The sequence below is a fragment of the Comamonas sp. GCA5 genome, assembly GCF_036541385.1.
Lineage (GTDB): Bacteria > Pseudomonadota > Gammaproteobacteria > Burkholderiales > Burkholderiaceae_C > Comamonas > Comamonas aquatica.
In genome coordinates this window covers 17415-39445 of the sequence record NZ_JAZHFR010000031.1, presented here as the reverse complement: position 1 = coordinate 39445, position 22031 = coordinate 17415, and the positions used below count along the sequence as shown (strand labels likewise).

General features: G+C 64.1%; 19 protein-coding genes. 14 read left to right on the top strand and 5 right to left on the bottom strand.

Going from position 1 to position 22031, the window contains the following annotated elements:
* Nucleotides 1-371 precede the first annotated feature (371 nt).
* The 4 genes from SJH88_RS09660 to fabI form a co-directional block, all read right to left on the bottom strand.
* A complete protein-coding gene (locus tag SJH88_RS09660) occupies nt 372-2249 on the bottom strand; it encodes a potassium transporter Kup (RefSeq protein ID WP_274754336.1) in 1878 nt (625 codons plus the stop codon).
* A 474-nt stretch (nt 2250-2723) separates the two neighbouring features.
* On the bottom strand, nt 2724-3245 hold the full coding sequence (locus SJH88_RS09655; RefSeq protein ID WP_043387090.1) for a superoxide dismutase family protein: 522 nt from the start codon (nt 3243-3245) through the stop codon (nt 2724-2726).
* A 133-nt stretch (nt 3246-3378) separates the two neighbouring features.
* The gene (locus SJH88_RS09650) at nt 3379-4308 is read right to left on the bottom strand and encodes a ZIP family metal transporter (RefSeq protein ID WP_051519681.1); all 930 of its coding nucleotides are present in this window, start codon (nt 4306-4308) and stop codon (nt 3379-3381) included.
* A gap of 203 nt (nt 4309-4511) precedes the next feature.
* Nucleotides 4512-5312 (bottom strand): enoyl-ACP reductase FabI, encoded by an 801-nt coding sequence (fabI, locus tag SJH88_RS09645; RefSeq protein WP_274754335.1) that lies wholly within the window; start codon nt 5310-5312, stop codon nt 4512-4514.
* A gap of 97 nt (nt 5313-5409) precedes the next feature.
* Between fabI and SJH88_RS09640 the strand changes: the two genes are divergently transcribed.
* From SJH88_RS09640 to SJH88_RS09620, 5 genes are all read left to right on the top strand, one after another.
* Entirely contained in the window at nt 5410-7257 is a 1848-nt protein-coding gene (locus SJH88_RS09640) for an extracellular solute-binding protein (RefSeq protein WP_154163041.1), read from the top strand.
* 3 nt (nt 7258-7260) lie between these two features.
* Nucleotides 7261-8289: a microcin C ABC transporter permease YejB gene (locus tag SJH88_RS09635; protein ID WP_042418308.1), complete on the top strand. Its 1029-nt coding sequence runs from the start codon at nt 7261-7263 to the stop codon at nt 8287-8289.
* 3 nt (nt 8290-8292) lie between these two features.
* Entirely contained in the window at nt 8293-9411 is a 1119-nt protein-coding gene (locus SJH88_RS09630) for an ABC transporter permease (protein ID WP_274754334.1), read from the top strand.
* Entirely contained in the window at nt 9408-11024 is a 1617-nt protein-coding gene (locus tag SJH88_RS09625) for an ABC transporter ATP-binding protein (RefSeq protein ID WP_274754333.1), read from the top strand. Before SJH88_RS09630 ends, SJH88_RS09625 begins: the two co-directional genes overlap by 4 nt.
* Before the next feature lie 127 nt (nt 11025-11151).
* A complete protein-coding gene (locus tag SJH88_RS09620) occupies nt 11152-11595 on the top strand; it encodes an RcnB family protein (RefSeq protein ID WP_274754332.1) in 444 nt (147 codons plus the stop codon).
* Nucleotides 11596-11830: 235 nt separating this feature from the next.
* On the opposite strand, the gene SJH88_RS09615 is transcribed toward SJH88_RS09620, so the two are convergent.
* On the bottom strand, nt 11831-12517 hold the full coding sequence (locus SJH88_RS09615; RefSeq protein ID WP_183303689.1) for a lipocalin family protein: 687 nt from the start codon (nt 12515-12517) through the stop codon (nt 11831-11833).
* Nucleotides 12518-12789: 272 nt separating this feature from the next.
* Here SJH88_RS09615 and SJH88_RS09610 point away from each other — a divergent pair, with 272 nt between their 5' ends.
* The 9 genes from SJH88_RS09610 (at nt 12790) to typA (ending at nt 22029) form a co-directional block, all read left to right on the top strand.
* Entirely contained in the window at nt 12790-12957 is a 168-nt protein-coding gene (locus SJH88_RS09610) for a hypothetical protein (protein WP_162858917.1), read from the top strand.
* Nucleotides 12958-13127: 170 nt separating this feature from the next.
* On the top strand, nt 13128-13520 hold the full coding sequence (locus SJH88_RS09605; protein ID WP_260675392.1) for a thioredoxin family protein: 393 nt from the start codon (nt 13128-13130) through the stop codon (nt 13518-13520).
* Between the two features lie 22 nt (nt 13521-13542).
* A complete protein-coding gene (locus SJH88_RS09600; RefSeq protein ID WP_274754331.1) occupies nt 13543-13746 on the top strand; it encodes a hypothetical protein in 204 nt (67 codons plus the stop codon).
* Nucleotides 13713-14291, top strand: a complete 579-nt coding sequence (rimP, locus tag SJH88_RS09595; protein ID WP_043387104.1) for a ribosome maturation factor RimP — start codon at nt 13713-13715, stop codon at nt 14289-14291. Before SJH88_RS09600 ends, rimP begins: the two co-directional genes overlap by 34 nt.
* Before the next feature lie 81 nt (nt 14292-14372).
* Nucleotides 14373-15860, top strand: coding sequence for a transcription termination factor NusA (gene nusA / locus SJH88_RS09590; protein ID WP_045266954.1), 1488 nt, complete (start codon nt 14373-14375; stop codon nt 15858-15860).
* A gap of 24 nt (nt 15861-15884) precedes the next feature.
* Nucleotides 15885-18734, top strand: a complete 2850-nt coding sequence (gene infB, locus SJH88_RS09585) for a translation initiation factor IF-2 (protein ID WP_270147584.1) — start codon at nt 15885-15887, stop codon at nt 18732-18734.
* A 92-nt stretch (nt 18735-18826) separates the two neighbouring features.
* The gene (gene rbfA, locus SJH88_RS09580; RefSeq protein ID WP_042418332.1) at nt 18827-19210 is read left to right on the top strand and encodes a 30S ribosome-binding factor RbfA; all 384 of its coding nucleotides are present in this window, start codon (nt 18827-18829) and stop codon (nt 19208-19210) included.
* A gap of 2 nt (nt 19211-19212) precedes the next feature.
* The gene (gene truB, locus SJH88_RS09575; RefSeq protein ID WP_274754330.1) at nt 19213-20178 is read left to right on the top strand and encodes a tRNA pseudouridine(55) synthase TruB; all 966 of its coding nucleotides are present in this window, start codon (nt 19213-19215) and stop codon (nt 20176-20178) included.
* A 24-nt stretch (nt 20179-20202) separates the two neighbouring features.
* Entirely contained in the window at nt 20203-22029 is a 1827-nt protein-coding gene (gene typA, locus SJH88_RS09570; protein WP_043387112.1) for a translational GTPase TypA, read from the top strand.
* The last annotated feature ends 2 nt before the right edge of the window (nt 22030-22031 follow it).

The following is a 22031-nucleotide window of genomic DNA, read 5'->3' as shown; positions in this document are numbered from 1 at the left end:
GCCCATGCCGCGCGCCGGACGCGCGCGGGCGTGTGGGGCGGCCTGCAAGCGGCATGGCGGGCCTAGGTCCGCGCCAGCAGGTGGGTAGCACGGCAGGGGCGGACATTGCGCCCAAGGCGTGTGAACACTGCCGAATCACGGGCTTGGTATGCCCCAGTAGGGGGCAAGCGGGTGGCACTTACCGCATCGTGGGGCGGCGCTGTGCGGAAGGTGTCGCGCATGGTGTCTCCACAGCCAAGGATGGCAGACAGCATAGCCGGCACCGGCCTGTGCGGGCCGGCCTTGCATCGGGGTGGATGACCGCACCTCGGTCAGCTGGGGGCGGATTGATCCAGGCCAGGGCGCGCTGCACGGGACAGGTGCCCCGGGGTTCAGATCACGATCTGGCTGCCCAGCTCCACCACGCTGCGGTGCGGCAGGTGCAGGAAGTCGGCGGCCGAGCCGGCGTTGCGGTACATCTGGGCGAACAGCTTCTCGCGCCACAGCACCATGCCATGGCCGCGTTGCGCCACGATGATGTCGCGCGACAGGAAGTAGCTGGTCTCCATGTCGCTCAGCGAAGGGATGGTCTGGCGGCTGGCCAGCAGGTACAGGGCGGCCGGGACATGCGGTTCATCCTTGAAACCGAAGTGCAGGATGACCTGCCAGCACTCATGGCCCAGGTCGGTGGCGTTGAAGCGCTGCGACACCGGGATGTGCGCGACCTCGTGGTGGCGCACGGTCACGAACAGGTTGCGCGCGTGCAGCACCTTGTTGTGCTTGAGGTTGTGCAGCAGGGCGCTGGGCACGGTGCCGGCCTGCGACGACAGGAACACCGCCGTGCCGGCCACGCGTGTGACGTTACTGTCATGGCGCAGCATGTCCAGAAAGCTGGCCAGCGGCAGTGCGTGGTGCTCCATGGCCGCGGTGATCAGCTGGCGCCCGGTGTGCCAGGTCCGCATCAGCACGAACATGGCGCCGCCAATGGCGAGCGGGAACCAGCCGCCGTCGGGCAGCTTGATCAGGTTGGATGCAAAGAAGCTGACATCCACGACCAGGAAGAACAGCGTGGCGGCGGCCACGGGCAGCAGGGGATAGCGCCAGCCCCAGCGCACCACGAAGAAGGTGAGGATGGTGGTGATCAGCATGTCCAGCGTCACGGCAATGCCGTAGGCGGCGGCCAGCGCGCCAGAGGACTGGAAGAAGATCACGGCCAGGGCGATGCCCACGCACAGGCCCCAGTTGACCAGGGGCATGTAGATCTGTCCGGTGTCGGTCTCGCTGGTGTGCAGCACCTGCAGGCGCGGCAGGTAGCCCAGCTGGATCACCTGCTTGGTCACGCTGAAGGCGCCGGTGATCAGCGCCTGGGAGGCAATCACCGTGGCCGCCGTGGCCAGCACCACCAGGGGCAGCAGCAGCGCGCGTGGCGCCATCGCGAAGAAGGGGTTGCTGACGGCCTCGGGTTGTTGCAGTAGCAGGGCCCCCTGGCCCAGGTAGTTCAGCAGCAGCGCGGGCATGGCCACGCCAAACCAGGCGTGGCGGATCGGGCGTTTGCCAAAGTGGCCCAGGTCGGCATACAGGGCCTCCGCGCCGGTGACGCACAGCACCACGGCACCCAGCAGCAAAAAGGCAATGCCGGGTTCGCTCCAGATGAACTGCAGCGCATGGTGCGGGCTCAGCGCCCACAGGATGGTGGGGTGGTGGGCGATGTGCCAGATGCCCAGGCCGGCCAGGCTCAGGAACCACACCAGCATGATCGGGCCAAACCACCGGCCGATGCCGGCCGTGCCGCGCTTTTGCACGGCGAACAGGGCCAGCAGGATGGCCAGGGTCAGCGGGACCACCGAGGATTCAAAGCGGGGCGACAGCACGGCCAGGCCTTCGACGGCCGAGAGCACGGAAATGGCCGGGGTGATGACCCCGTCGCCATAGAACAGGCAGGTGCCAAAGATGCCAATCGCCATCAGCACCTTGCGCAGCCGGGGGTGGCCTTCGACCGCCTGGGCCGCCAGGGCCAGCATGGCCACCAGACCGCCTTCGCCGCGGTTGTCGGCCCGCAGCACCAGCGTGACGTATTTGAGGGAAACGATGACCGTGACCGTCCAGACCACGAGCGACAGCACGCCGTACACATGCTCGGGAGTCAGGCTGATGTGGCCGGAGTTGAAGACTTCCTTGAGCGCGTACAGAACGCTGGTGCCGATGTCGCCATACACCACACCGAGGGCGCCCAGGGTGAGGGCTGTGAGAGAAGATTTTGCGGAGTGCACAAACAATGCGGACAACTGAGATGTGCGCGATTGTGCGAGTTCGCCAAATACGCGTCGATTTCAGGTCAAACCTGTGCACGCAGCATGGACATCGCTTGACGGGGCTTGCAGTCTGTGGATTTTTTAAAAATAGAGCAGTCTGCGCTTGCCTGGTGTGCGTTGGAGGCCAAAAACACTGCTAAAAATCTGTGCATCCCGCATCGGTCTGGGGTGCTTGCGCCTGAATTTGTGGTTGGCGATGCCGCTGTTGCACGCCCAGCGCACACGGTGGCTGCTGCGTGCACTCGCCTGGAATGTGGCGAGTCGCCCACGTCACGATGCATGAACCATCCCGCCTCCGTGCAATGCTGCGGTGTGACCTGGGCGGTGCCGTCATTCAAGGCTGTAAACACCACCGGTGCCGGTTGCCAGGCGCCGGTGGACAAGCCGGGAGCCGACGCACGGTGGCGTGCAGCGGTCGGGGGCGAGGGGGCTTTACTGGCGCTTGATGACGGCACAGGCCAAGCGGGCACCGGCGTTGCCGGTGGGCTGGGTGGTGTAGTCGTCGGGGTTGGCGTGCACGATCAGGCCACGGTCCGTGACGTCGTTGTCGCCGCTGCCCAGGCTGATCTGGGCGGTTTCATAGTTCACGATGGCCACGCCATCGGCGTTGGCACGCAGGCTGGGCAGGTCGCCGGCGTGGTGGGGCGTATGGCCGTACTTGCCGTGCGCGGTGTTGCCGGGGTTGAAGTGCCCGCCCGCGCTGGTGCCGTCGGGGCTGGAGCAGTCGCCCTTCTCATGGATGTGGAAGCCGTGCTCGGAGTTGGGCTTGAGGCCGCTGATCTGGCCAGACACCTTGACCATGCCGTGCTTGTGCTGCATGAAGTGCACTTTCCCCGTCACCGTGTTGCCGGCCGTGGGTTGCAGCTCTGCAGTGGCGGTGGGGTCGTTGCCGAGGCCTGCGCAGCCGGCCAGTGCTGCTGCGGCGATGCTGGAGAGCAAAAGGCGGTAGGTCATAGGATTTCCTTGGGATCTGGTGGTTGCTGATAGCAGCAATTTTTCACGCCGATGCGGCTTGTTGCGTGCGCCGTGTCTGAGCTTGGCGTAGTGTTTTGTCCTATCCCGGCCCAGCGCCGACCATCGCCATGCGCTAGCCCAGTGCGGTGTCCATGACCATCATCAACACAAAGCCCAGCATCAGCCCCCCGGTGGCAAAGGTCTCGTGGCCCTTGCGGTGGGATTCGGGAATGATTTCATGGCTGATGACAAACAGCATGGCCCCTGCCGCAAACCCCAGCCCCCAGGGCAGCAGCCCCAGCGAGGTGCTGACCACGGCCGCGCCCAGCACGGCGCCGATCGGCTCCAGCAGTCCGCTGAGCATGCCCAGGGTGACGGCCAGGCGCCGGCGGTAGCCTGCGGCCAGCAGGGCCACGGCCACCACCAGCCCTTCGGGCACGTCCTGGATGGCGATGCCCATGGCCAGCGCGTTGGCCGCCAGGCTGTCGTTGCCGGCGTAGCCCACGCCAATCGCCAGCCCTTCGGGCAGGTTGTGCAGGGCAATCGCAAATACAAACAGCCAGGTGCGCTGCAGCTTGCGGGCCGTGTCGGCGTCGCGGCCTTCGCGGCCCTTGATGAAGTGCTCGTGGGGCAGCAGGCGGTCCATGCCTAGCATCACGGTCGCCCCGAGCAGGATGGCGGCTGCCAGCACGCCGGCGGCCATCCAGTCGGAGCCGCCTTGCTGGCGCACGGCCTCCATGCCCGGCAGGATCAGCGAGAACGCGCAGGCGGCCAGCATCACCCCGGCGCCAAAACCGTACATGGTGTCCTGGGTGCGATCGCTCATGCTCTGCGACAGCATCACCGGCACAGTGCCCAGCGCCGTCGCCAGTGCGGCGACCATGCCACCCCCCAGTGCCTGCAGCACAACCGGTTGCGTCTGGGCGAAGGCCCAGAACTGCGCAAACAGTGCCCAGATGCCCAGCGCGGAAATGGCAAAACCAATCCACAGGCGCACGCTGTGGCGGGCGCCAGGCACACCCAGGGCATGCGGCAGGGGATGGTTGGGGTCGGTATGTTTCATAGGCCAGGGCGCAGGCGGTCGGTTGGGTACAGGGTGCGACGGACCATCCCCTGCGGGTGTCAGTCAAGCGCTGATTTGCAATGCATGAGAATTATTCTCATTATCAAATTTCAATGCAAATTGCCGGTGAATGGGCCGCGCCGGGCATGAAAAAACCCCGCAGGCCTTGCGACCTGCGGGGTGGGCTGTGCAGCGCGGGGGGCTTACACCTGGTCGGCCGACAGACCGGCAGTCTGGCTGAAGCCGCCGTCCACGTAGGTGATCTCGGCGGTCACGCCCGAGGCCAGGTCAGACAGCAGGAAGGCGGCGACATTGCCCACGTCTTCAATCGTCACATTGCGGCGCAGGGGGGCGGCATCGGCCACGCGGCCCAGCAGCTTGCCGAAGTCCTTGATGCCCGAGGCGGCCAGGGTCTTGATGGGGCCGGCGGAAATGCCGTTGGCGCGGATCGCGCGGCCGTCGGCGGTGCGGCCCACGGCTTCAGCCAGGTAGCGCACAGAGGCTTCCAGCGACGCCTTGGCCAGGCCCATGGTGTTGTAGTTGGGGATGGAGCGCAGGGCACCCAGGTACGACAAGGTCAGCAGCGAGGACTTGTCGTTCAGGTAAGGCAGGGCGGCCTTGGCCATGGCCGGGAAGCTGTAGGCGCTGATGTCGTGGGCGATCTTGAAGGACTCGCGGCTCAGGCCGTCCAAGAAGTTGCCGGCAATCGCTTCGCGGGGGGCGAAACTGATGGAGTGCACGAAACCGTCGAACTTGCCCCAGGCGTCGCCCAGGCCCTTGAACATGGCTTCGATCTGCGCGTCATCCGAGACGTCGCAGTCGAAAATCAGCGTGGAATTGAATTCGGCGGCGAATTCGGTGATGCGGTCCTTGAAGCGCTCGCCCACATAGCTGAATGCCAGCTCGGCGCCTTGCTCGTGGCAGGCCTTGGCGATGCCGTAAGCGATGGAACGGTTGGACAGCACGCCCGTGATCAGCAGCTTCTTGCCGGTCAGAAAACCCATTGTTCTTCTCCTAGAGGAAATTCAGTGAAGGCCACTCCCTGCGTTGGCGTTGTCGAAAAAGCCGGGTGGGAGGGCCGCCGTGGTGCAGAATTATCGCATGCGCTTTTGGAAGTTCTGTTGCTTGCTCGCAGGAGCCTCTGTGGTTGCCCCGGCTTGGGCCGACCATGCCTATGCCTTGTGGGGCCAGCCCAAGTACCCCCAGGGTTTTGCGCACTTTGACTATGTCAACCCGCAGGCCCCCAAGGGCGGCGAGCTGCGGCTGGTCAGCAACCTGCGCACGTCCACGTTCGACAAGTACAACCCCTTCACCATCAAAGGCAGTGCGCCCGCCTACCTGTCGGACCTGCTGTTCGACACCCTGCTGGCTGGCAGCATGGATGAAACCGCCACTGGCTATGGCCTGTTGGCCGAGGACGTGCAGGTGGCGGCCGATGGCCTGTCGGCCAGCTTCCGCCTGCGCCGCGAGGCGCGCTTTCACAACGGCAAGCCGGTGCTGGCGCAGGATGTGAAGCACAGCTTCGACACCTTGGTGGGGCCGCACACCTCACCGGCCTACAAGACCATGCTGGCCGAGGTGGTGGCCTGCGAGGTGGTGAACGAGCGCACCGTGCGCTTTGTCTTCAAGGCCCCCAACCGCGAGCTGCCACTGCGCGTCGGTGGCCTGCCCATTTTCAGCCGCGACTGGGGGGCGGGCAAGCCCTTCAACGAGGTGGTGATGGAGCAGCCTATCGGCAGCGGGCCTTACAGAATCGGCTCCGTGAACTTCGGCAAGGACATCACCTATGTGCGCGATGCCCAATACTGGGCCAGGGATTTGCCGGTGCGCCGCGGCTCGGCCAACTTCGACCGCATCAGCGTCAAGATCTACAAGGACAACACCGCCCGGCTGGAAGCGCTGAAAGCGGGCGAGTTTGACCTGATGCGCTTTTTCAGCGCCGGCGACTGGGCGCGCCGCGTGACGGGGCGCAAGTTCAACACCGGCGAGCTGGTCAAGGGCGAGTTCACGCACAAGCAGCCCACGGGGTTCCAGAGCTATGTGCTCAACACCCGCCGCCCGCTGCTGCAGGACGTGCGCGTGCGCGAGGCACTGGGCCTGGCCCTGGACTATGAATGGATGAACCGCCAGATGTTCTACGGCGCCTACCAGCGCGTGAACGGCATCTTTGGCAATACCGTGTGCCAGACCAGTGGCCTGCCGGGCACGCAGGAGCTGGCGCTGATGCAGCCCTTCGGCAAGGATTTGCCGCCTGCTGCGTTCGGCCCCATGACCGTGCCGCCGCGTACCGATGGCGACGGCAGCCTGCGCGCCAACTTGCGCAAGGCCCAGGGCCTGCTGGCTGCTGCCGGCTGGACGGTGCAGGGTGGTGTGCTGCGCAACAGCGAAGGCCAGGCCATGGTGCTGGAGTACATGGACAGCGGCGAGGGCGGGCAGCGCACCGTGGCCCCCTGGCAGCGCAATCTGCAGAAGCTGGGCATCACGCTGCAGTACCGGTCGGTGGACTTTGCGCTGTACCAGCAGCGCCTGCAGAAGTTCGACTTCGACATCACCTCCATTGCCTACCAGGGCACGAACAACCCGGGCCAGGAGTTTGCCGACCTGTTCGGCAGCGCGGCGGCGGATCAGGAGGATTCGGGCAATTTCCCCGGTGTGAAAAGCCCGGCGGTCGATGCCTTCATCCGGGCCATGGTGTCGGCCAAGACACAAGAGCAGCTCCTGCCTGCCTGCCATGCGTTGGAGCGGGCGATTGCCCACGGCCATTACCTGATCCCCCAGTGGTCGGCCAACACGCACCGCATGGCCTACAACGCCTGGCGCCTGGCGCACCCGAGCATCATCCCGCCGTACTCGAATGGCGAAGGCTGGGTGATGGACACCTGGTGGGCGCGCATGCCGCCCTTGAACGCGCAGACCGCCCCGGCGGTGCTGGCGCAGGAGGGCTCCTGAGCCATGCTGGCCTATATCCTCAAACGCATCTTGCTGATGGTCCCGACGCTGCTGGGCGTGCTGCTGCTCACCTTCGTGGTGATCCAGTTTGTGCCCGGCGGGCCGGTCGAGCAGTACCTGGCCGAGGCCAAGGCTGGCCTGGGCGGCAGCGCCGAAGGCGGTGGCATGGCCTACCGTGGCGCGCAGGGGGTGGACCCGCAGCGCATCGAGCAGATCAAGGCCTTGTATGGCTTTGACAAGCCCGCGCACGAACGGTTTGTGCAGATGCTGGGCCAGTTCGCGCGCTTCGACCTGGGCCAGAGCTTCTTCCAGAACAAACCGGTGTGGACGTTGATTGCCGAGAAGCTGCCGGTGTCCATCAGCCTGGGGCTGTGGACCTTCTTCATCAGCTACCTGGTGGCCGTGCCCCTGGGCATCGCCAAGGCGGTGCGCGCCGGCTCTCGCTTCGATCTGGTGACCACGCTGCTGATCCTGGTGGGCTATGCCATCCCGGGCTTCGTGTTGGGCGTGGCCTTGCTGGTGATCTTTGGCGGGCAGCTGCAGTGGTTCCCGCTGCGCGGGCTGACGTCGGCGAACTGGGACGAGTTGACGCTGCTGGGCAAGGTGGTGGACTACCTGTGGCACATCGCGCTGCCGGTCACGGCCATGGTGGCGGGCAGCTTTGCCGTGACGGCCATGCTGACCAAGAACGCCTTCCTCGAGGAAATCCGCAAGCAGTACGTGCTGACGGCCAGGGCCAAGGGCCTGTCCGAGCGCCAGGTGCTGTGGAAGCATGTGCTGCGCAATGCGCTGATTCCCATCATCACCGGCTTTCCGGCGGCCTTCATCGGGGCCTTCTTCGCCGGCTCTCTGCTGATCGAGACCCTGTTCTCGCTCGACGGGCTGGGTCTGCTCAGTTATGAGAGCGTGATCCGCCGCGACTATCCGGTGGTGCTGGGCTCGCTCTACCTGTTCACCCTGATCGGCCTGGTGACCAAGCTGATCAGCGACCTGTGCTACGTCTGGGTCGATCCCCGTGTGAAATTTGATTGAAATATGGCTCCAGCGCCCACCCAGTCTGCGCAAGCAGCTACTCCTTTGAAAGCGCCAGCATTGCTGCCGGCCGCTCCGGTGTCGCCCAGCCGGCGCGCCTGGCAGCGCTTCAAGCGCAACCCGCTGGGCTTTTACAGCCTGGTGATCTTTGGCGTGCTGCTGCTGCTGAGCCTGTGCGCCGAGCTGGTCAGCAACGACAAGCCGCTGCTGGTGCGCTATGAGGGGCAGACCTATGTCCCCCTGCTCAAGGACTATCCCGAGACGGTGTTTGGTGGCGACTTCGAGACGCCCACCGACTACCTGGACCCCTTCATCCAGCAGCAACTGCGCACCGGCAGCAATTGGGCGCTGTTTCCCCCCAACCGCTATGGCGCGGGCACGATCAACTACTTTGCCGAAGCCCCCAACCCCGCGCCGCCATCGGCCGCCAACTGGCTGGGGACGGACGACCGCGGGCGCGACCTGCTGGCGCAACTGATCTACGGCTTTCGTGTCAGCGTGCTGTTTGCGCTGGCGCTGACGGCCGTGGGCGTGGTGCTGGGTGTGGTGACCGGGGCCATCCAGGGCTTTTTCGGCGGCAAGACCGATCTGGCCTTCCAGCGCTTCATCGAGATCTGGGGCTCCATGCCAGAGCTGTACCTGCTCATCATCTTCAGCGCCGTGCTGGCGCCCAGCATCAGCCTGCTGCTGGTGCTGCTCAGCCTGTTCGGCTGGATGGGCCTGTCCGACTATGTGCGTGCCGAATTCCTGCGCAACCGCCAGCTCGACTACGTCAAGGCCGCACGCGCCCTGGGCGTGCCCAACGGGCAGATCATCTGGCGCCACATCCTGCCCAACAGTCTGACGCCGGTGGTCACCTTCCTGCCGTTCCGCATGAGCGCGGCCATCCTGGCGTTGACCTCGCTGGACTTCCTGGGCTTGGGCGTGCCGCCGGGCACCCCCAGCCTGGGCGAGCTGCTGAGCCAGGGCAAGAACAGCATCGACGCGTGGTGGATCTCGCTGGGCACCTTTGCCGTGCTGGTCACCACCTTGCTGCTGCTGACCTTCATGGGCGATGCGCTGCGCGATGCGCTGGACCCGCGCAAGGCCCAGGTGAGCGACGCGAAGGGGGGGGCGCAATGATGGACGCCATCCAGACCCCGGTGCCCCTGCTGTCGGTGCACGACCTGTCGGTGCGCTTTGGCCACAAACAGGTGGTGCAGGGCGTGAGCTTCGAGGTGCAGGCGGGCGAAAAGCTGGCCCTGGTGGGCGAGTCCGGCTCGGGCAAGACCATCACGGCGCTCAGTTTGCTGCGCCTGGCCGGTGATGCACAGATCAGCGGCCAGGCCTTGCTGAAAGGGCGTGACCTGCTCACATTGCCGGAGCGCCAGATGCGCGCCGTGCGCGGCAGCGACGTGGCCATGATCTTCCAGGAGCCGATGACGGCGCTCAACCCGCTGATGCCCGTGGGCGCGCAGGTGGCCGAGGTGCTGCAGCTCAAGCAGGGGCTGAGCCAGGCCCAGGCCTGGGCGCAGTCCGTGGAGCTGCTGGCCACCACCGGCATCCCCGATCCGCAGCGCCGCGCCCAGGCCTATCCGCACCAGCTCAGCGGCGGCCAGCGCCAGCGCGCCATGATCGCCATGGCCCTGGCCTCGCAGCCCAAGCTGCTGCTGGCCGACGAGCCCACCACGGCGCTGGACGTGACGCTGCGCATGCAGATCCTGGAGCTGCTGGGCGACCTGCAGCGCCAGACCGGCATGGCGATCGTTCTGATCACGCACGACCTGCACCTGGTGCGGCGCTTTGCCGACCGCGCCGCCGTCATGGAGCAGGGCATGCTGGTGGAGCAGGGCCCGGTGGTGCAGCTGTTTGAGCACCCACAGCACCCCTACACCCACAAGCTGCTGCACAGCCAGCCGGTGCGCGAGGTGCAGCCGCCCCATCCGGATGCCAAGCCGGTGGTGCAGGCCACAGGCCTGCGCGTGGCCTACCCGGTGGCGCTGCCCGGCATCCGCGGCTGGTTCCGCAAAGGTGAGTTTGTAGCCGTGCAGGGCGCCGATGTCTGCCTGCGCAAGGGGCAGACCCTGGGCGTGGTGGGCGAATCCGGTTCGGGCAAATCCACGCTGGCGCAGGCCATCCTGGGCCTGCTGCCCAGCCAGGGGGCGCTGCAGATCACGGGCCACGGCTGGCAGCAGCCGGCCATGCGCAACACCGCGGCCAACCAGGCGTTGCGCCGCCAGGTGCAGGTGGTGTTCCAGGACCCGTTTTCCTCGCTGTCGCCACGCATGACGGTGGAAGAGATCGTCGGCGAGGGGCTGCGCGTGCACGCCCCGGACATCAGCGAAGCCGGGCGGCGCGAGCAGGTGCTGTCCGTGCTGCTGAGCGTTGGCTTGAGCGAGCAGCAGTTCCCCGGCCTGCTGCAGCGCTATCCGCACGAGTTTTCCGGCGGCCAGCGCCAACGCCTGGCCGTGGCGCGTGCGCTGATCCTGAGGCCCAAGGTGCTGGTGCTGGACGAGCCGACCAGCGCGCTCGACGTGACCATCCAGAAGCAGGTGCTGGGCCTGCTGCAGCGCCTGCAGCGTGAGCTGGGCCTGAGCTATGTGCTCATCACCCACGACATGGACGTGATCCGTGCCATGGCGCACGAGGTGATGGTCATGCACAGCGGCGAGGTGGTCGAGGCCGGCCCGGTCGACGAGGTGCTGCTGCGCCCGCAGCACCCCTACACCCGCCAGCTGGTGCAGGCCACCTTGTAGGTGCGTTCCTGCACGCTGCCCAGCAATTCGCGGAGGTGCCGTGTCGGCGGCGGGCGCCTGGGTTTGTGCCCGCTGGCTGGCAGGCGGCGGGCGTGGCATGCCTAGGATGGCGGCATGCATGCAGTTTATGCAGATCCCGAAAGCAAGCGTGTGGGCCATGGCCCTGGTGATGGGCCTGGGCAGTGTGGCCGCGGTGGCGCAGCCACGCCACGGCCAAGGGCAGGGCCAAGGCCCCGACGGGCCCCAGCAGAGGCATGGGCACGGTGGCAAGGGCTCGGGGCCCAAGCACCAGCAGGGGCCGCGCATGCAGGCGCAGCCTGCCCACCCTGGCCATCCCCACGGCATGCCGCCCGGGCAGGCCAAGCGCATGGGTGCCGGGCCCAACCACCAATGGGTCAAGGGCAGCCGCGTGCCGGTGCAGTACCGCACCTCGCACTACGTGGTGACCGACTGGCGCGGGCATGGTCTGCGCCAGCCACCACGCGGCTACCACTGGATGCAGTACGGGGGTGACTACCTGCTGGTGGCCATCGGCTCGGGGGTGATCTTGCAACTGATCCTGAACGACTGAGCCTCGCCACGGCCATGGACGGGTAGGCGTAGTCGATGGCTGGAGGGCTGCGAGCCAGCGTTTGCAGAGCACATGCCTGTCGTCAGCCACAAAAAAACGGTGCTAGGCACCGTTTTTTTATGGTTGGCAGCGTGGCGCGCTTCTAAGTTTTAGAGCATCCGGCGCGCGCCCAGCAAGGATCTTGCGCAGATAAGTCTCTGAATTCCTGATTTAGCATGCGCCATGCGCTCATTTTTTAGGAATAGCTACCCGTGGGGTTGACGCCATCCTGGTGCACCCACACCAGTTTTTGCGTATCCACGCCCAGGCGCTCGGCCTGGCGCACCAGGCGGCCTTCCACACCGTCGGGCAAGGTCGGGGTGCGCGACAGGATCCAGCAATGTTCCAGGCTGGAACCGATCACCATCGCCCACTGGTAGCTTTCGCCCAGGGCCACGACGTTGTAGCCCCCGTAGAACGGGCCGAAGAACGTCACCTTCAGTGCGGCCACATCGGGTGCAATCGTGGGTCTGGCCTTGCCGTGCGCCACCTTCCATTCGCCGCGCCGGGCATCGAAGCCGCGGTTGATGACCTGCACGCTGCCATCCGGGCGGCGGCTGTATTCGGCCTGGGTGCGCTGCAGGCCTTTTTCGAAACTGTGCTCGATGCGGGCCAGCTCGTACCATTTGCCCAGGTAGCGGTCCAGGTCAAACCCCTCGACTGGGTGCACGCCCTCGGGAATGCGGGGATTGCGTGCGGCATAGATGGCGCCGCCGGCCAGCGCAGCCAGACCGATCGCGCACCACACGGCGGTGCTGGTCTTGGCAGGCAGGTGGCTGGACAAGGCCTGCTGGCGTTGCTCCAGCACGGTCTTCAGGTGCTGCACGGCATGGTGCAGTGTGTCCGGGTGGTCGGTCTTGCGAGAGCGGTCGAAGAAGGACATGGGCAAAAATCCTGTAGCAAAAGACACAAACGCAGGGCGAGGGCCTTGCGCTGGATGCACTGAGTATTTGTAGCAGAAGGAGGGCCTGGTTGTAGGTCGCGCACGTGAATGTGTGTCCTGATGGTCCGGGGATGTGGCATTCGTGCTTAAAAAATCAGCAAATTCCAGGGTTTGCACCACCGCGGGACAAATTTTTGGGCCTTGCTGCCACGCAACATGGCAGTGTGTGGAAAAATGCAGGGTTTACTCAAACCTCAACTGGAGAGATTGCCATGGGCAACAAGATCGTTACCGAAGCTGATCGCAAGCGCACACCCCGTCCCGTTGCTCCCAACGGCGTGACTCTGCTGGCCCAAGGCCGTGGCCAGCGCCTGAGCCTGGAGCGTGGTTCGCACACGCGCAGCAAGAAGAACCCTGGCAAGCGCGCCCACTCGGGTTGATCGCTGCTGCAGCTCGGGCTGGAATTCGCCCGAGCCTGCCTTCCGAAGCCCCAGGCCCTGCTTGGGGCTTTGTCGTTTGGGGTGTGCGGCCGGGTTCCAGGCGGGGCGGCCGCTACCATGTGCGCTGGTGAAGCCAGTAAAACTGCCGGGAGCAGTGGGAGTGAGTCGGTATGAGCAGTGACAAGCCGGTCGAGGTGGTGCAGTCGGTGGCCGTGCCCAGCGCGCAGGCGTGGAGCGTGGTGTGTTTGTGTGCTGCGTGGTGCGGGGTCTGCCGCCAGTACGAGGTCGACTTTCGTGCGCTGCAGCAGCAGTTCCCGCAGGTGCGCTTCGTGTGGCTGGATGTGGAGAATGAGGAGGAGCTGGTCGGTGACCTCGACGTCGAAACCTTCCCCACACTGTTGATCGCACACCTGGATCGCCCCATGTTTCTGGGGCCGCTGCTGCCGCAAATCAAGGTGCTGGAGCGCTTGCTGGCCTCGCTGCAAGAGGCGCAGGCCGCTTCCCCAGGGCTGCCTGCCGAGGCGGCCGCGCTGTGGCGCCGCATTGCGGCGCAGCTGGCTTGAATCCTCTTGGTATTTGCAACGCTTGACATTGCGAATCAATGCTTTGCGGCTACAATACGGCATTCACGACCAAACGGGCGGATATTCACCGCCCTTTTTTTTTGGTCGCTTGCATTTGGAGCTCGAAGCCGCCGGCAAGCAATTGCAGGATGGTTATCGGGTTTTTTGTACTTCCGGGATTGAACTGAACACGTGGCACTACAGCAAATTGTTGAACAAACCGTGACGGGTCTGGGCTATGACCTGGTGGAGATCGAGCGGTCCGCAGGCGGGCTGCTGCGCATCACCATCGACCTGCCTTGGCAGGCGCCAGCAGAGGATGCTGAGCCTGTGCCCGAGGCCTTTGTGACCGTGGAAGACTGCGAGAAGGTCACGCGCCAACTGCAATTTGCCCTGGAAGTGGATGGTGTTGACTACAACCGGCTGGAAGTGTCTTCTCCCGGCATTGATCGCCCGTTGCGCCATGAAATGGACTTTGTCCGATTCGTCGGTGCCGAAATCGACATTACCCTGAAGGAAGCGATTGGTGCGGCCGGCGGTGGTGTGGTGAATGCCAATCGCAAGAAATTTCGGGGCACGCTGGAGCGTGCGGAAGCCGGTGGCTGGCAGATCGTGTGGAGTGACGAGCCCCCACGCAAGCCCGGACAAAAGGTGAGCAAAAAGCGTGAGCCCGCGCCCCTGCAGGCCATGGGTTTCACGCTGGATGAATTGCGCGAGGCGCGCCTGGCCCCCGTGGTGAACTTTAAGGGGCGTGGCGCCAAGCCCGCGTGACAGGCAAGTCAGTTAGCTAACAAGGTGAAGGTGCCTGTCCGGTGCCACCGCTTGAAAGATTGAAATTAGGAGAGTCATCGCATGAACCGCGAACTGTTGATGTTGGTTGAAGCCATTTCGCGCGAGAAGAACGTAGAACGCGATGTGGTGTTTGGCGCAGTGGAGCTGGCCTTGGCGCAAGCGACCAAGAAGCTGTACGAAGGCGAAGTGGACATCCGCGTGGCGATTGACCGCGAAAGCGGTGAATACGACACCTTCCGCCGCTGGGTGGTGGTACCGGATGATGCCGGCCTGCAAAATCCCGAAGCCGAGGAAATGCTGATGGATGCCGAAGAGCGCGTGCCCGGCATCCAGGTGGGTGAGTTCATCGAAGAACAGATCGAATCGCTGCCCATCGGCCGCATTGGTGCGATGACCGCCAAGCAGGTGATCCTGCAGAAGATCCGCGATGCCGAGCGCGAAATGCTGCTCAATGAATTCATGGCCCGCGGCGAGAAGATTTTCACCGGCACCGTCAAGCGCATGGACAAGGGCGACATCATCGTCGAATCCGGTCGTGTGGAAGGCCGCCTGCGTCGCAGCGAGATGATCCCCAAGGAAAATCTGCGCAACGGCGACCGCGTGCGCGCCATGATCATGGAAGTGGACCTGACCCTGCGTGGCGCACCCATCGTGCTGTCGCGTTCGGCCCCCGAGTTCATGATCGAGCTGTTCCGCAACGAAGTGCCAGAAATCGAGCAAGGCCTGCTGGAAATCAAGAGCTGCGCACGCGATCCCGGCAGCCGTGCCAAGATTGCAGTGATTTCGCACGACAAGCGCGTCGACCCCATCGGCACCTGCGTGGGCGTGCGTGGTACCCGCGTGAACGCTGTGACGACCGAGCTGGCCGGTGAGCGCGTGGACATCGTGCTGTGGTCGGAAGACCCCGCACAGTTCGTGATCGGTGCGCTGGCGCCCGCGAATGTCTCTTCTATTGTTGTGGATGAAGAGAAGCACGCGATGGATGTGGTCGTGGATGAGGAGAATCTCGCCATCGCCATCGGCCGTGGTGGTCAGAACGTGCGTCTGGCTTCCGAGCTGACCGGCTGGAAGATCAACATCATGGACGCGGCGGAGTCGGCGCAGAAGCACGCGGAAGAAACCGATTCTTCGCGCAAGCTGTTCATGGAAAAGCTGGACGTGGACGAAGAGCTGGCTTCCATCCTGGTGGAAGAGGGCTTCAGCAGCCTGGAAGAAGTGGCCTATGTGCCGCTGTCCGAGATGCTGGAAATCGAGGCTTTCGATGAGGAAACCGTGACCGAGTTGCGTGCCCGTGCCAAGGATGCGCTGCTGACCATGGAAATTGCTCAGGAAGAAAGCGTCAGCGAGGTCTCCCAGGACCTGCGTGAGTTGGAGGGTCTGACACCCGAGCTGGTGGCCAAGCTGGCCGCTGGTGGTGTGCAGACACGTGATGATTTGGCCGATTTGGCCATCGATGAACTGACCGAATTGACCGGTCAAACCGCTGACGAGGCCAAGGCCTTGATCATGAAGGCGCGTGAACACTGGTTCACGGACGGTCAGGAATAAGGGTCAGGGAGGATCGAACGGAGTATGTCTTTGAACACTGTTGCAGAGTTCGCCAGCGAACTGAAAAAATCCCCTGAGACCCTGTTGGAACAACTGAAGGCCGCCGGAGTGGCCAAGAGTTCCAGCACTGACGCCTTGACCGATACGGACAAGCAGATGCTGCTGTCGTACCTGAAGGCCAGCCATGGCTCCGAGGCCGATGGCAAGAAGAAGATCACGCTGACCAAGAAGTCCACCAGCGAGATCAAGCAGGCCGATGCCACTGGCAAGGCCCGCACCATCCAGGTGGAAGTGCGCAAGAAGCGCACCTTCATCAAGCGCGACGACACCCCCGAGGTGGCTGCCGAAGCAGCCGCCCGCTCTGCACAAGCTGCGCAAGTCACCCAGGACCTGGTTCGCCGGGAAGAGGAAGTGCGCAAGCAGGCAGAGATGATCAATCAACAGGAACAGGAATTGGCCAAAGAACGCCAAGAACGCGAAGAGCGCGAAGAGCGCGAACGCAAGGAGCGCGAAGCTGAAGAGCGTGCGCGCGCCTATGCCGAAGCTGAGGCTGCCAAGCAGCGTCAAGCCAAGGAAGCCCAAAAGGAAGCCGCTGCAGGCAACGCAGCGTTTGCAGAAGCCCGTGCCAAGGCGCAAGCCGATGCCCGTGCCAAGGCCGACGAAGAGTCGCGCCAGCGCCAGGCTGAAGAAGCGGCACGTGCCAAGGACCTGGAAGACCGTCGCCGCAAGGCGCTGGCTGAGGCCGAAGCTATCCGCGCCATGATGGCAGCCCCCAAGAAGGTGCTGGTGGCCAAGAAGCCTGAAGAGCCCAAGAAGGCAGCCCCTGTGGCCGATGCCAAGAAGGCCGCGCCGTCCAAGGATGCCAAGCCCGCAGTGGCGGGTGCCGCCAAGGACAAGGATGCGGCAGGTGCAGCGCGCGGTGGCAAGGACAAGGAAGTCAAGTCGTCCAAGCTGTCTTCGAGCTGGAGCAACGATGCGCCGGGCAAGAAGAAGGAAATCAAGACCCGTGGCGACAGCTCCGGTGGCGTGGGTGGCCGCTCCAACTGGCGCGGTGGTCCCAAGGGTGGTCGCCGTGGCGATCGCAACGACCAGCAACAACAGCAGCAGCAAGAATTCCGTGCACTGGAGATTTCCGTGCCCGAGACCATCACCGTGGCCGAGCTGGCCCACAAGATGGCCGTGAAGGCGTCCGAGCTGATCAAGGTGCTGATGAAGATGGGCCAGATGGTCACCATCAACCAGCCGCTGGACCAGGACACCGCCATGATCGTGGTGGAAGAAATGGGCCACACCGCGAAGATCGCCGCGCTGGATTCTCCGGAAGCCTTCAGCGAAGAGGACACCTCCAAGTACACCGGCGAGTTGCTGCCACGCGCCCCTGTGGTGACCGTGATGGGCCACGTGGACCACGGCAAGACCTCGCTGCTGGACTACATCCGTCGCTCCAAGGTGGCGTCGGGCGAAGCCGGTGGTATCACCCAGCACATCGGTGCCTACCACGTGGAAACACCCCGCGGCATCGTGACCTTCCTGGACACTCCCGGCCACGAGGCGTTCACCGCCATGCGTGCCCGCGGTGCACAGTCCACCGACATCGTGATTCTGGTGTGCGCGGCCGACGACGGCGTGATGCCCCAGACCAAGGAAGCCATCAAGCACGCCAAGGCGGCGGGTGTTCCCATCGTGGTGGCGATCACCAAGGCCGACAAGCCTGAAGCCAACCCTGAGAAGGTCAAGCAGGAGCTGGTGGTGGAAGAGGTGCTGCCCGAAGAGTACGGCGGTGATTCGCCTTTCGTGGCCGTGTCGTCCAAGACCGGCATGGGCATCGACGAGCTGCTGGAGCAGGTGCTGCTGCAGGCCGAAGTGCTGGAACTGCGCGCCCCGGTGGACGCTTCCGCCAAGGGCCTGGTGATCGAAGCCCAGCTGGACAAGGGCCGTGGCTCCGTGGCCACCGTGCTGGTGCAGTCGGGTACGCTGAATGTCGGCGATGTGGTGCTGGCTGGTCAGACCTATGGCCGCGTGCGCGCCATGCTGGACGAAAACGGCAAGAACACCAAGTCGGCCGGTCCTTCCATCCCCGTGGAAATCCAGGGCCTGTCCGACGTGCCTCTGGCCGGCGACGACTTCATGGTCATGGCTGACGAGCGCCGTGCCCGCGAAATCGCCACCTACCGTGCCGGCAAGTTCCGCAACACCAAGCTGGCCAAGCAGCAAGCCGCCAAGCTGGAGAACATGTTCTCCGACATGACCGCAGGCAACGTGCAGACCCTGCCGCTGATCATCAAGGCCGACGTGCAAGGCTCGCAGGAAGCGCTGGCGACCTCGCTGCTCAAGCTGTCGACCGACGAAGTCAAGGTGCAGATCGTCTACTCCGGCGTGGGTGGTATCTCCGAATCCGACGTCAACCTGGCGCTGGCTTCCAAGGCCATCATCATCGGCTTCAACGTGCGTGCCGACGCCCAGGCCCGCAAGACGGCCGAAGGCAACGACGTGGATCTGCGCTACTACAACATCATCTACGACGCCGTGGATGAGGTGAAGTCCGCGATGTCCGGCATGCTGGCCCCCGAGAAGCGCGAAGAGATCATCGGTATGGCCGAGATCCGCACCGTGTTCGTGGCCTCCAAGATCGGTACCGTGGCCGGTTCGTACATCACCCAGGGTCACGTCACTCGCAGTGCGCACTTCCGCCTGCTGCGCGACAACGTTGTCATCTACACGGGCGAAATCGAATCGCTGCGCCGTCTGAAGGACGATGTCAAGGAAGTCAAGGAAGGCTTCGAGTGCGGTATCAAGCTGCGCAACTACAACGACATCCGCGAAGGCGACGTGCTGGAAGTGTTCGAAATCAAGGAAATCGCGCGTACGCTGTAAACCATAGCTGCCAGCGCTGATGAATAAAGGGTTTGAAGGTCGAAAGACTTTCAAACCCTTATCTGACTAGCGCTACAAGCTCATAATTTTTAATGGCACCCAAACGTAAATCTGCTGCCCCCAATCGCAGCTTCAAAGTTTCCGACCAGATCCAGCGTGATCTGGCGGAGCTGATCGCGCGCGAGTTGAAGGACCCGCGCGTGGGCATGGTCACCCTGCAAGGCGTGGAAGTCACGCCCGACTATGCGCACGCCAAGGTGTACTTCAGCCTGCTGATCGGTGATCCGGATGAGACGCAGGCTGCGCTCAATCAGGCCGCAGGCTTTCTGCGCAACGGCTTGTTCAAGCGCCTGCACATCCACACCGTGCCCACCTTGCATTTCATCTACGACCGCACGACCGAGCGGGCCGCCGACATGAATGCCTTGATTGCCAAGGCTGTGGCGTCACGCGGACCGGAAGACGAGGTCCAGTAAGCATGACTGCCACTCGCACACGGGTGCAGCGGCGCCCTGTGCACGGGGTGGTGCTGCTCGACAAACCGCTGGGCCTTTCCAGCAACGACGCTTTGCAGAAGGTGAAGTGGTTGTTGCGTGCCGAAAAGGCCGGCCACACTGGAACTTTGGACCCCCTGGCCACCGGCGTGCTGCCGCTGTGCTTCGGGGCGGCCACCAAGTTCAGCCAGCTGCAGCTGGACGCGCCCAAGACCTATATCGCCATCGCCCGCCTGGGCCAGACCACGACCACGGCCGATGCCGAGGGCGAGGTGCTGCGTGAGCGTGCCGTGGACCTGCCCGCCATCACTCCCGAGGTGCTGGCCCAGGTGCGCGCGCGCTTCACCGGACCCATCCAGCAAGTGCCGCCCATGTACAGCGCACTGAAGAAGGATGGCAAGGCACTGTATGAATATGCGCGCGCCGGCATTGAAATCGAACGCCCTGCACGCGACGTGACCATTCATGCACTGGACATCGTTTTGTGCAAGGATGCCGACGGGCGGGAGGCCTTGCAGCTGACCGTGACCTGCAGCAAGGGCACATACATTCGTACGCTGGCAGAGGATGTGGGCGAGGCGCTGGGTTGCGGCGCCCACCTGCGTTCCCTGCGTCGTACCGATACGGGCGGCATTGGTGTCGATCGTTGCATCACCCTGGATGCCTTGATCGCCATGCCCGAAGCAGAGCGCATGCACGTGGTGCAGCCAGCAGATTGCCTGCTGCACGCCCACACCCGCGTGACGCTGGATGCGCGTGAAAGCGGCCGGTTTCTGACCGGGCTGCGTCGCCGTGGTGAGTGGCCCGATGCCGAGGCCGTTGCCGTTTATGGAGATGAACCACGCGCCTTGCTGGGTGTGGGGCACATCACAAGTGGGGAGCTGATTCCTGATCGCCTGCTCAGCCCCCTAGAAATTCAACAAATTTTGGAAGGCACGCCGCGCGCATAACGTCCGTGGCATTTTGGAAACCCTATGAGCAAAGAAATCCGCAACATCGCCATCATTGCGCACGTTGACCATGGCAAGACCACCATGGTGGACCAGCTGCTGCGCCAGTCCGGTACTTTCGCCGAGCACGAAAAAGTCGTGGACACCGTGATGGACAACCACGCCATCGAACGCGAGCGTGGCATCACCATCCTGGCCAAGAACTGTGCCGTGTCCTGGAAGGACACCCACATCAACATCCTCGACACACCCGGCCACGCGGACTTCGGTGGTGAAGTGGAACGTGCCCTGTCCATGGTGGACGGCGTGGTGCTGCTGATCGACGCGCAGGAAGGCCCCATGCCCCAGACGCGCTTCGTGACCAAGAAGGCCCTGGCCCTGGGCCTGCGCCCCATCGTCGTGGTGAACAAGGTGGACAAGCCCGGTGCCAACCCCGACAAGGTGATCAACGCTGCGTTCGACCTGTTCGACAAGCTGGGTGCCACCGACGAGCAGTTGGACTTCCCCGTGGTGTATGCCTCGGGCATCAACGGCTGGTCCTCCAAGGTCGAGGGTGAGCCCGGCGCCAAGTGGGGCGAGGACATGTCCGCCCTGTTCGACACCATCCTGGAGCACGTGCCTTCCGTGAAGGGTGACGCTGCGGCGCCGCTGCAGCTGCAGATCTCGGCGCTGGACTACTCCACGTTCGTGGGCCGTATCGGCGTGGGCCGCATCACCCAAGGCACGATCAAGCCCGGTCAGCAAGTGACCGTGATGGCGGGCCCTGAAGGCAAGCCCTACACTGGCAAGATCAACCAGGTGCACACCTTCCAGGGTCTGGACCGCGTGCAGGCGTCCGAAGCCGGTCCTTCCGAGATCGTGCTGATCAGCGGTATCGAAAACATCGGTATCGGCGAAACCGTGACCGACACGGCCAATCCCCAGCCTCTGCCGATGCTGAAGATTGACGAGCCCACGCTGACCATGAACTTCTGCGTGAACACCTCGCCCCTGGCCGGTCGTGAAGGCAAGTTCGTGACCAGCCGCCAGATCTGGGACCGCCTGCAAAAGGAACTGCGCTCCAACGTGGCGCTGCGCGTCAAGGAAACCGACGAAGACGGTATCTTTGAAGTGTCTGGCCGTGGCGAACTGCACCTGACCATCCTGCTGGAAGAAATGCGCCGCGAAGGCTACGAGCTGGCCGTGTCCAAGCCCCGCGTGGTGATGCAGATGATCAACGGCGAAAAGCACGAGCCCATCGAGCTGGTGACAGCCGACATCGAAGAAGGCCACCAAGGCGGCGTGATGCAAGCCCTGGGCGAGCGCAAGGGCGAGCTGGTGAACATGGAGCCCGATGGACGCGGTCGTGTGCGTCTGGAATACCGCATTCCTGCGCGTGGCCTGATCGGTTTCACCAACGAATTCCTGAACCTGACCCGTGGTTCCGGCCTGATTGCCAACATCTTCGACAGCTATGAACCCCACAAGGGCGACATCGGTGGCCGCAAGAACGGCGTGCTGATTTCCATGGACGACGGTGAAATCTTCACCTACGCCCTGGGCAAGCTGGACGACCGTGGCCGCATGTTCGTCAAGGCCGGCGACCCCGTGTACGAAGGCATGATCATCGGCATCCACAGCCGTGACAACGACCTGGTGGTGAACGCCACGCGTACCAAGCAGCTGACCAACTTCCGCGTGTCCGGCAAGGAAGATGCGATCAAGATCACGCCCCCCATCGAGCTGTCGCTGGAATACGGTGTGGAATTCATCGAAGACGACGAGCTGCTGGAAATCACCCCCACCAGCCTGCGCGTGCGCAAGCGCCACCTGAAGGAACACGACCGCAAGCGCGCCAGCCGTGAATCCTGATC

Coding starts and splice junctions, on each gene's coding strand:
- SJH88_RS09655 (WP_043387090.1), bottom strand. CDS start 3,245: ATGACCTACCGCCTTTTGCTCTCCAGCATCGCCGCAGCAGCACTGGCC.
- SJH88_RS09650 (WP_051519681.1), bottom strand. CDS start 4,308: ATGAAACATACCGACCCCAACCATCCCCTGCCGCATGCCCTGGGTGTG.
- fabI (WP_274754335.1), bottom strand. CDS start 5,312: ATGGGTTTTCTGACCGGCAAGAAGCTGCTGATCACGGGCGTGCTGTCC.
- SJH88_RS09640 (WP_154163041.1), top strand. CDS start 5,410: ATGCGCTTTTGGAAGTTCTGTTGCTTGCTCGCAGGAGCCTCTGTGGTT.
- SJH88_RS09635 (WP_042418308.1), top strand. CDS start 7,261: ATGCTGGCCTATATCCTCAAACGCATCTTGCTGATGGTCCCGACGCTG.
- SJH88_RS09630 (WP_274754334.1), top strand. CDS start 8,293: ATGGCTCCAGCGCCCACCCAGTCTGCGCAAGCAGCTACTCCTTTGAAA.
- SJH88_RS09625 (WP_274754333.1), top strand. CDS start 9,408: ATGATGGACGCCATCCAGACCCCGGTGCCCCTGCTGTCGGTGCACGAC.
- SJH88_RS09620 (WP_274754332.1), top strand. CDS start 11,152: ATGCAGATCCCGAAAGCAAGCGTGTGGGCCATGGCCCTGGTGATGGGC.
- SJH88_RS09615 (WP_183303689.1), bottom strand. CDS start 12,517: ATGTCCTTCTTCGACCGCTCTCGCAAGACCGACCACCCGGACACACTG.
- SJH88_RS09610 (WP_162858917.1), top strand. CDS start 12,790: ATGGGCAACAAGATCGTTACCGAAGCTGATCGCAAGCGCACACCCCGT.
- SJH88_RS09605 (WP_260675392.1), top strand. CDS start 13,128: ATGAGCAGTGACAAGCCGGTCGAGGTGGTGCAGTCGGTGGCCGTGCCC.
- nusA (WP_045266954.1), top strand. CDS start 14,373: ATGAACCGCGAACTGTTGATGTTGGTTGAAGCCATTTCGCGCGAGAAG.
- infB (WP_270147584.1), top strand. CDS start 15,885: ATGTCTTTGAACACTGTTGCAGAGTTCGCCAGCGAACTGAAAAAATCC.
- rbfA (WP_042418332.1), top strand. CDS start 18,827: ATGGCACCCAAACGTAAATCTGCTGCCCCCAATCGCAGCTTCAAAGTT.
- truB (WP_274754330.1), top strand. CDS start 19,213: ATGACTGCCACTCGCACACGGGTGCAGCGGCGCCCTGTGCACGGGGTG.
- typA (WP_043387112.1), top strand. CDS start 20,203: ATGAGCAAAGAAATCCGCAACATCGCCATCATTGCGCACGTTGACCAT.